Here is an 8,500-nt window from a genome sequence, read left to right on the forward strand (position 1 = left end):
CAATTAATTTCAAACGTTCATTTGCTGATAAAGCAGATCTATGAATAATAATGACCGGATATGGATCAAATATATCCAGTATGCTCGAACTCAAAATTTCTTTATAGAAATTAAACTTTTCAAAACCACAAATATTTTCTAAAATCGAAATTTCATTCAAATCTCTACTTATTTCTTTTATAAAATCTATTTGCCTATTTGGCCTATCTTCAATCAAAATCACTCTTTTCATATATAAAATTTTAATACATATGTAAATCCTTTACACGGATAATCGTCTTTCAGTTTTTCTAACATTTTCAACATTTTCATTACTGGAAAGATAATTGACTTTATAAAGCGCTCCATTTCTAAAAACACCTATTACAGAAAAATCCGCTAAATTTTTCAAATTTTCGATAAGCGTGGAAAAGTCACCACCCGTGGGACATATAATCTTTGGATCATCTATGCTTCTATTACACTTAGAATCTAATTGAGAAATACTTAATTCAAGATATTTTTTTTCGAAATTTTGATCAACGCGAAAAATAATATTCGGAAACTGTGAACGTTTCTTAAAACTTCCAAATACGATTTTAAGAACCGATTTTAAATAGGGTACATCTGTAAAAAAAGAAACTCCTTCTGTGTTTTCTTGATTGACAGTAAAATCGTAATTTAATTCCTCCGTCCATAAATTGTTTATCAGATTAACTAAAGCCGAATTATCTTCTCTTATTTCAATTTCATTTTTAAATTCTGAAACGTAATGATCAAACAATAAAAAATTGTGTTTTTTATCTAGTATTTTAATTTCATCCGGAATAGGACAACTAAAGGGATCTGCATCGTTATCATTCATATAGCGTTGTAAAGCTCCTGAAGCCCATCCAAATTTTAGTTTTTTCTCACCCCAAACATGATAATAATTTCCAGTTTTTATTTTACCCAACTTTTCATTAAATAAAAAATTCGAAATTTTCCCATGCAATCTCGGATTAAGCTCTTTTAATTCTTGATTCATATCATTCCATTCCTCTTTTACTTTTTTAAGGAAATCCTCATAACTTTGAAATCTTCCATGCTCCCAACTATGTGTAGTATATTTTAAGGCTTTAGAATTATCCGAAAATTGATTCATTAATCCAACTAAAGAACGTGCATTATGAATCTTAGGATAGTGTGAATTTGATGGCTTTGTATGCTCCTGTCCTGATCCAGTGACCACTCCTTCTAATAATCTTATCTTCTCTTTAATTTCTTTAACTTCATTAAATATCTGCTCATCAAGATTTGAAGAGTCTGCCAGTTCTTTAGAAATTAATTTTAAAAACCGTTCTTTTTGATTAGGATTAAGTTTTTCGTTTTCTAATAGTTGTCTTACAAATTTAAATTTATTCATTACAACTGTTTTTTATATAATTCCATGGCGTTTTCAATGCCGTTTTTCTCCCATTCTTTCAGTACAATTTCCATTGAGCTAGCTCCTTGTATTAACGAATCAAACCTGTTTTTTAGTTTAAGATAAGTAGCATCATTAGCTCCCTTAACCATGCTTAGGTAATTAAGTTTGCCGTCCAATACATTACTTAAATTAGGCTGTCCTGTTTTCACATGCCCCTTATCTTTAAAATAATCTCTTTTAAAAATCATTTCAGCTTTAGCATAACCGTAAACTTCCCAGTAATTTATCCACATTCTCAATTGCTTCACGTACCGTTTCTTAACGTTCACTTTATCGTTAACAATTAAGCCTGTAACTGCCTTTTGCATGCCATCTACTTGCAAACGCGTTTTACTTGGTTTAATAGTAAATCCTTGATCTGCAATAACACGTTCCATTTCATTTAAAAAATTGCTGTCTTTTTGAAAAACGTTATGTAAAGAACTAAACGTAATATCATCTGCATAACGGCTGTATTTCAAACCAAATCTTTTTGCAACAGCACTTAGCAAATAGTCTAGTCGTTGACATACAACATTAGTCAGTACAGGAGATGTTGGCGCCCCTTGTGGCAAAACACTTCGTGAAACTTTTTCCCAAGCACCTTGCGCATCTTTACGTTCTACATCCATAGTTGTACAGCAAATATTCGCAATGATATTAGCGATCTTTTGTCGCCCAATTTCATGTTTTATTAATTTCACATATTCTTTAATTCCATTATCTCTATCGAAGATCATTTCTTTTACATTGTAATAATCAGCGTCAATAACTTTTTTTCCAATTACATATGCATTAACTTCTAATTCAAATTCCCTTGAAATAAATTTTTCACCTTTAAGATTATAGCCAGTATAAAACCCCAATGGAGACTTACTAACAGTACACAAAGCGGTCATAGTTAAATTATCAAGCCTAACAATATTGTTTACGTTGATGTCTGGATCCTTTAAATTAAATGGAGGTAACTGTAGGCATTTCCATACTCTGGCTTGATCAATACTTTGAAAAAAATCTTTCAAATCAATATTATAAACGTAGTAATTGCCAACGTGAACTTTAGCGTTATCTACGATTGATTTTTCTCTTACGAAGCCTTTTGCAGCTGGGTGTGGGACAAAAACATATTCTAATATAAAAGCCAATGTTTTTTGAATGGCTTTTAAACCTTTTATCGGCGCATGAATTGAACGCTCTCCTCCAGATTTCTTTTTAATTTTAAACTCTTTATATCGCGCTCTGTTATTATGAGGAAAAGCATAATAGGTCAATTGTTTTAAATCAAACTGAACTGATTTTTCTCCATAGATAAATGGCTTGACATAATTCATTAAACTAAGCAAATCTTCCTTTGTCTGCATATTCTCAAAAGCAGATTTAATGTAATCTATGTGGGATTGTTCTATTTCCATAATGTAATTTAAGTTCTATGAAGCCTGCTTATCTATTCTTTGTTTAAAGTATGTAAATTCAAATAATATCTTAAATGAAATAATAATCAAATAAAATAAAACCTATAATGATAACTTCAATCTTTAGCAAATGACCAAAAGACATTCATCCCGAATAAATCCGGGACACCAACCGATCTGAAATCTTTAATTAAAAAAACTTCCAGTTGGCACAAATCAATAATTTAAAGCAGGCTTTCAAAGAACTATGCAAATATGTTTTGCCTCTATGCAGTAGAACTGCATAATTAAACACTTATAATTTTAAATCTTATTATTTAACCATTAGACTTTGTGCAGTAGTTTTCGAAAGTAGTATATTTCTTTCAATCAACTGTAAATCTTTTAGAATCTTATAACTACTGATCTCCTTTACTTGAGTCTTCAAGGTTACATCGCCATAACCCGACAACCCGTTTATTTGGTCTTTCGAGAAGTTTAACTTATTTCGTTCGATATAGGCTTTTACACGATCAGGGGTTATCCCAATTTTGTTTGCAATATCTTCAACAGATTTGAATTTATGGAAGTCGTTTTTATAAGTTAATAAATCCTCTTTTAATGGTTCGAAATGTGTTATTAAGGCCTGCTTGACTTTAGTCTTATCATTTAAAGCAGAAATAGAAGAATTTCCTACATAATGCTCACAGAATAAATCGAAATCGAATGTTTTACAATAATCTTGAAACGCTACCAAGTCCCTTGTTACTCTATATTTAAATTGGCTCATGTAAATTATTTCACTATCCTCCATATCTATTTTCATTTCTTTATGTCTACAAATATCAAATTGTTTTATGCAGTGGAACTGCATACTGTAATGTCCCCAATATTGAATTCCTAAAACCTCAATACTTCCACTCCACATGACTAAAAGGAAGCTTATTTAATTCTTCTCTATAAAACCGCCATTTAGGCATAAGTTGATTCATATAATTTACAAAAACCTCATTGTGGCTGCGTTCCAATAAATGAACAAGCTCGTGAACAATAATATATTCTAAACATTCTACAGGCTTTTTAGCTAATTCTAAATTAAGCCAAATCCGCTTTGTTTCAGTATTGCAAGATCCCCATTTAGTACGCATTTTGCGTATTCCAATTGCACTGGCTTTGACGCCTATTTTCTTCTCCCATTTTAAAATGAGTGGCACTATCATTTCCTTAAGCTGTTCACGGTGCCAATTCTCTAAAACTTCCTTCCTCTTTTCAACGGTTGAATTCGATTTAATATAAAGTTTAATTGTACTGTGATTCAATTCCACTTTAGATTGATGAGCATGTTCTATAACCTCAAGTAAATAGCGTTTCCCTTTGAAGTAATGACTTTCCTTGGACAAGTATTCTCTCGGGGTTTCACGTGCTTGACTGTTGAATATAGCTTGTTGTTTCTTGATCCATTTCAACTTATTTATGGCAAATACTCTGATAGTGTCTAAATCCATTCGTTCTGGTGCGGCTATTTTGACCTTACCATTAGGCGGATAGACACTTAAATGAATGTTTTTAATATCCTTAAGTTCTACGTCAATAGTGATATTTCCCAATTCCAATTGCTCCATTAATATTCCTCTTGTGCTTTAATAATGTCAAAAAGTGCTTCTACTTTATTCTCAACATAATATACCTCTGCATTATCACTTGCCATATCAGCTTGCACAGTGTCTTTTTGCTTCATCAATATCTTATAGATTTCAGCTTTTATCTCTCGTTCCTTTGCTAAATTGCCACGCCATCCGTCTCTTTTTACGGTAGTGATGGCTGCATCCAATTCGACGGCAAGTTTTTCATCCTTGCCAATATTATTATAAATGGCACGTTGACCAGGTGTCTTTAATATTTCTGGTGTGGCATCGCTCTTTCCTTCCTTTACTGTTTTAGCTACAAATGCAATACGTTCTAAATATTCAGCATAACTGATGGCTTTGGTTTTACGCTCTTGGATGATGGTGTTCAATAATTTTGACATTTCATCAAAGAAAGCAGGATCGATTAAATGATCTGTAATAATCTTGCTTCTCACGTTGTTCTCTATGGTTTCTGCTACCGCATCCCTACTCTCTTTTATACCATCAGGCATTGCATTTATAGCATCGGCAATACCAGAGTTTACAATGATATCTAATAATGGCATGTCCTCAAAATTAGAAATGACAACTGATTCATCAGCCTGAATATAAGTATCTATCAAATGTCGCATATCGGCTTCATAACTTTTCAAATCTAAAGTTTCGCCACTTGCTCTTCTAATTTCCTCACGTACCTTCAAATAGTAATCGATTTCCTTTTTGATACTTTCGATTTCTTTGGCAGAATAACCAGCATCTGCCATCTCATCGGCTATATTGGCATAGGCTCTAATCAGCGCCACAGTTTTTTTATAAAGTGCGGTGCGCTGTGGCTCTCGCGATTTCAATTCTTCCATGATCTCTGTATTGCCGCAGAAATAGTGGATAAAATTAAGAGTGCTTTTTGGCGAAGGAACAGGCTCACATAACAGATGAATTTCTTCCAAGGCAGTGTCCAATCGTTCTTTCCCTACCGTGAGACGATCTTGCAACATCACATCAATGTCCGTTGCCTCAAATTCGTCATAATCCAATTCAGTGGTGTACACGGCTACCGCATTTTCAACCTTTTTAAACAAATCCATATAATCTACTACATACCCAAACTGCTTATCATCGGTATCCAATCGGTTAACGCGGCAAATAGCCTGGAAGAGACCGTGGTCCTGCATGCTTTTATCAATATATAAATAGGTGCAGCTTGGGGCATCAAAACCTGTCAGTAATTTGGAAACCACAATCAACAATTTCATATTGGCGGGTTCATCGCGAAATTTCAACTTCGCCCAGTCTTCATAGCTTTCGGTTGCTGTTTTCCCAGCTTCAACTTTTACGTCTTTTAAAACCTCCTGATAAAGATTGTACATGAACTGTTTTTCTGTTTCTGTGTTCTCTCCCGTATCCTCGGTAGTAATGTCTTTAGTTTGCGGGTTATAGGACGTCACGATTGCACATTTTCCTTTTAAAGGTGTGCGTTGAAAAATCTCATAATATTTACAGGCTTCATAAATAGAACTTGCTACCAAGATGGCATTTCCCGTGTTAGAATTCAATCGTGCTTTTGTATTAAAATCAAACACAATATCAGCAACTACCTTATCCATTCTGGAGCGGCTGCTTAACACTTTCTGCATCGTGCCCCACTTCTTTTTAAGCTCGTATTTTTTAAAATCGTTCAGCCCTTTGGTTTTGGCTTCAAACCATTCGTCTATTTTCTTTTGGGATGTCAGACGTTGATCAATATCTCGAGCTTCATAAACCAAATCGAGAATCACGCCGTCTATAACGCCTTCATTAAATTTGTAGGTATGGATATATTTTCCGAACACTTCTAAACTTGTCTGCTTGTCTTTTTTCAGCAATGGCGTACCTGTAAATCCTATAAAAACGGCGTCGGGCAGGATAGCTTTCATGGTACGGTGCAATCTTCCACTTTGGGTACGATGGCATTCATCAACAAATACAAAAAGCTCCCCAACAGTTTTGGTGGGTTGACTCTCCAGCTCCCTAATAAACTCATTAAAATTATCTGTATCCTTCTTACCAAATTTATGGATTAGGGAACAAATAAGTCTTGGTGTTGCTTGTTCTAATTGATGCATAAGATCGCGCCCACTTCTGGTACGGTAAATCTTTTCGTCAGTGGCTTTAAAGACGCGTTCAATTTGTTTGTCAAGTTCATCACGGTCTGTCAATACGATTACTCTGGAGTTTGGGTTGTTTTCCAAAATCCATTTAGCCAGGATAACCATGACCAAACTTTTACCACTGCCTTGGGTATGCCAAATAATCCCGCCCTCCTTGCGTTTTGCATAATTCTGTGCTTCTTTAATTCCGAAATACTGATGCACACGGGGCAACTTTTTCATGCCGGCGTCAAAAACGACAAAATTGTAAATGATATCTAAAAAGCGTTCTTTGTCGCACATTTTAAGAATGTACTTATCCAATATATTTCGACTATCATCCTCCTCATTTTCCTTCCATTTCAAATAATATTTTTCTGGTGTTCCAATCGCACCAAAACGCAAGCCTTCGGTATCATTACCTGCAAAAACATATTGTACAGTGGCAAAAAACGGGCGTATGAAAGCATCTTGTTGGTTGACGATGCTTTGCCTGATACCATCATTAATGGTTACAATACTACGTTTGAGTTCCAAAACTCCCAAAGCAATGCCATTTACATAGATAACAATATCCGGACGCTTCGTTTTCACACCTCTAATGGTCACTTCTTCAGCGATGGCAAAGTCGTTGTTGCTCCATTTTCTCCAATCTATAAAGTGGACTTTTTCGGTGTTTTTCCCTACTTCCGTTTTAATATCTGCACCATAACGTAGCAACTGATAAGTTTCCTTATTTGTGGTATAAAGACTATCATTAAAATTGTTGGCAGTAGACCTTAACTCATAGATAGCCTTGGCAATTTGAATGTCTGAATAGCCTCTCTTTAATAGATATTGGCTGAGTAAATCTTCCTCAATATTGCTATTGTTTTCGCGTTCTTCCCAATTTCCCAAATAGGTATAACCCAATTCCTGAGTAAAGAGTTTTACGATACGGTGTTGGGTTATGCGTTCTATGCTGCCTACTTTTGTCATATTATTTTTTATTTTCCATTGCCCACTTTTTTAAAAGCTCGAAAGGATTTCTTTTTATGGTACCACCAATGACTTCAATTTCAATAGTGTTGTTTCTATTTATTCCTAAATTATACCTAAATTGTTGGTTATAGACCTGAAATATGGGGTTTTTCGATGGAAAAGAATTACATTGATCAATACCATTCGAGAATAAAGATTTATATCCAGATTCTTTCGCTAACCAACCAAAATTAAAATTGTGATTCTTGAAAAAATTATCTAGCGGTAATTTGAAAACTCTCTCGTTAAGAATGTAATAAAGGTATAGTTGATCTTTTACATTTCTAATTTCAGAAAAATCGTCATATTCCTTATCTAAATCCAAAATATATTCCTTTTGGATTTTTAGTATATAATTATTTAATTCCAATTTTGACTTAGCGAACTTTTTAGCAAGAATTAGGATTGCAGGATGCTCTCGGTATAAATGGGAAAAAACTAAACGGGATTCATAAGTTTGAGAATAAAGTCCGGTAGTTAACATATTACCCCAAATTTTATTGAAGTCTTTATTTGCTAGCTGTTTATAAGAATCAAATATCTCTTCCAATAAATCAAAATATTTAGGTTTATAAATCATTGAAGACAAATCATTTTCGCCAAATTGCTCTTCAGAGTTTACAAATGGCGTAAGGAGAATATTTCCAATTTTTCCTTCAAAATTCCTATGATCTTCTATTCTAAAGATCAGCTCTTTATAATCTTTAAACTCCAGAATTAAATTGGCCTTAAATACTTCCTCTTTTCTTTGTTCTACATTAAATCCGATTAATTTACTCTCATCATCTAATCTGGTAAGAACCTGGTAAACATTATCGTCAGAAATTAAATTCTGTAATGAGGATAATAATCTAGGCCATCCGTCTGATATCTAATGTATTTCGTATTAAATTACCTGACTACTCTTAT

General features: G+C 33.8%; 7 protein-coding genes. All 7 read right to left on the minus strand.

Going from position 1 to position 8,500, the window contains the following annotated elements:
- Positions 1 to 232, minus strand: a 232-nt coding sequence (locus tag A9996_RS18560) for a hypothetical protein (protein WP_157487253.1), incomplete at its 3' end; no start/stop codon positions are given.
- A gap of 30 nt (positions 233 to 262) precedes the next feature.
- Entirely contained in the window at positions 263 to 1,384 is a 1,122-nt protein-coding gene (locus A9996_RS18565) for a hypothetical protein (RefSeq protein WP_066438859.1), read from the minus strand.
- Positions 1,384 to 2,838, minus strand: a complete 1,455-nt coding sequence (locus tag A9996_RS18570) for a reverse transcriptase domain-containing protein (RefSeq protein ID WP_066438862.1) — start codon at positions 2,836 to 2,838, stop codon at positions 1,384 to 1,386. Before A9996_RS18570 ends, A9996_RS18565 begins: the two co-directional genes overlap by 1 nt.
- 313 nt (positions 2,839 to 3,151) lie before the next feature.
- Positions 3,152 to 3,607 carry a hypothetical protein gene (locus tag A9996_RS18575; RefSeq protein WP_146608976.1) on the minus strand — a complete coding sequence of 152 codons (456 nt, stop codon included), beginning with the start codon at positions 3,605 to 3,607 and terminating at the stop codon, positions 3,152 to 3,154.
- Positions 3,608 to 3,725: 118 nt separating this feature from the next.
- The gene (locus A9996_RS18580) at positions 3,726 to 4,439 is read right to left on the minus strand and encodes a M48 family metallopeptidase (RefSeq protein WP_066438868.1); all 714 of its coding nucleotides are present in this window, start codon (positions 4,437 to 4,439) and stop codon (positions 3,726 to 3,728) included.
- Entirely contained in the window at positions 4,439 to 7,549 is a 3,111-nt protein-coding gene (locus A9996_RS18585; protein ID WP_066438870.1) for a type I restriction endonuclease subunit R, read from the minus strand. The genes A9996_RS18580 and A9996_RS18585 overlap by 1 nt, the downstream gene beginning before the upstream one ends.
- Position 7,550: 1 nt before the next feature.
- Positions 7,551 to 8,171, minus strand: a complete 621-nt coding sequence (locus A9996_RS18590; RefSeq protein WP_066438871.1) for a hypothetical protein — start codon at positions 8,169 to 8,171, stop codon at positions 7,551 to 7,553.
- Positions 8,172 to 8,500 lie beyond the last annotated feature (329 nt).

Origin of the sequence: Gelidibacter algens (assembly GCF_001678675.1) — a bacterium.
Classification (GTDB): Bacteria; Bacteroidota; Bacteroidia; order Flavobacteriales; family Flavobacteriaceae; genus Gelidibacter; species Gelidibacter algens.

What these genes read in the sequence shown, in the direction of transcription:
- A9996_RS18565 (WP_066438859.1), bottom strand. Translation starts at nt 1,384, where the DNA reads ATGAATAAATTTAAATTTGTAAGACAACTATTAGAAAACGAAAAACTT.
- A9996_RS18570 (WP_066438862.1), bottom strand. Translation starts at nt 2,838, where the DNA reads ATGGAAATAGAACAATCCCACATAGATTACATTAAATCTGCTTTTGAG.
- A9996_RS18585 (WP_066438870.1), bottom strand. Translation starts at nt 7,549, where the DNA reads ATGACAAAAGTAGGCAGCATAGAACGCATAACCCAACACCGTATCGTA.
- A9996_RS18575 (WP_146608976.1), bottom strand. Translation starts at nt 3,607, where the DNA reads ATGAGCCAATTTAAATATAGAGTAACAAGGGACTTGGTAGCGTTTCAA.
- A9996_RS18590 (WP_066438871.1), bottom strand. Translation starts at nt 8,171, where the DNA reads ATGATTTATAAACCTAAATATTTTGATTTATTGGAAGAGATATTTGAT.
- A9996_RS18580 (WP_066438868.1), bottom strand. Translation starts at nt 4,439, where the DNA reads ATGGAGCAATTGGAATTGGGAAATATCACTATTGACGTAGAACTTAAG.